1 protein-coding gene and 1 pseudogene are annotated in these 804 nt (G+C 42.2%); one reads left to right on the forward strand and one right to left on the reverse strand.

Features of this window, described 5'->3' with window-relative positions; genetic code table 11:
• A pseudogene (locus RB298_RS07160) lies at positions 1-161 on the reverse strand (MFS transporter); the annotation flags it as partial.
• Positions 162-270: 109 nt separating this feature from the next.
• Between RB298_RS07160 and RB298_RS07165 the strand changes: the two are divergent.
• The coding region (locus tag RB298_RS07165) for a LysR family transcriptional regulator (RefSeq protein WP_486046580.1) at positions 271-804 on the forward strand (534 nt) is incomplete at its 3' end.

An 804-nucleotide genomic window follows, 5' to 3' on the forward strand; every position in this document is an offset into this window, starting at 1 on the left:
GCTGATACGAGCAGTCCTGTTTGAAACTGCGATAAATCATATAGTCTTTGCCAAAACGCGGCCAATGGCCCCGCCCCGTAGGTGACAAACGTTGCACATGCCTGAGAAAGAGTGGCAATAAATAAAATCATCCACTTATAAGAAACTTTTTGTCTGCTCATTTTCTCTCCTCCACCTCTACTTTCAGTGTAGAGAAGGAATGGTATCATGTAAAATAAGGAATAAAGATAAAAGTCATCAATAAAAATGATAGCTGAAGGAGGAGATTTTATGGATATAAAAGATTTGCTTGTTTTTACGACAGTAGCAGAAGAAAAAAACATTTCAAAAGCTGCCAAAAGTTTAAGCTACGTGCAGTCGAATGTGACGATGCGAATTCAGCAGCTAGAAGCTGAACTCGGCACACAGCTATTTGAACGCAGCGGTAAAGGCGTAACGTTAACTTCTAGCGGAGAGCTGTTGCATCGTTATGCTGAACAAATTCTGCGTTTAACCAACGAAGCTACTATAACTGTGCAAAGCAGCTCGCACACGCCGATAGGACCTTTAAAAATAGGTGCAACTGAATCCACCGCGGCTCTTCGCCTGCCGCCTTTGCTTTCTACTTATTGCACTGCCTATCCTGATGTGGACTTCATTTTAGAAACACATACAACCGATGTTCTTATTCAACTGGTTTTAGAACGAAAACTTGAAGGCGCATTTGTTGCAGGCAGCTGTGCACATCCTGATCTAAACTCTTTATTTACTCAAGATGAAGAGCTTGTACTTGTGAGCCGGCATCCTCTTCCTTCTCTTTACAGC

This window comes from Priestia sp. BR_2 (assembly GCF_041954005.1).
Classification (GTDB): domain Bacteria; phylum Bacillota; class Bacilli; order Paenibacillales; family Paenibacillaceae; genus Paenibacillus_AQ; species Paenibacillus_AQ lautus_A.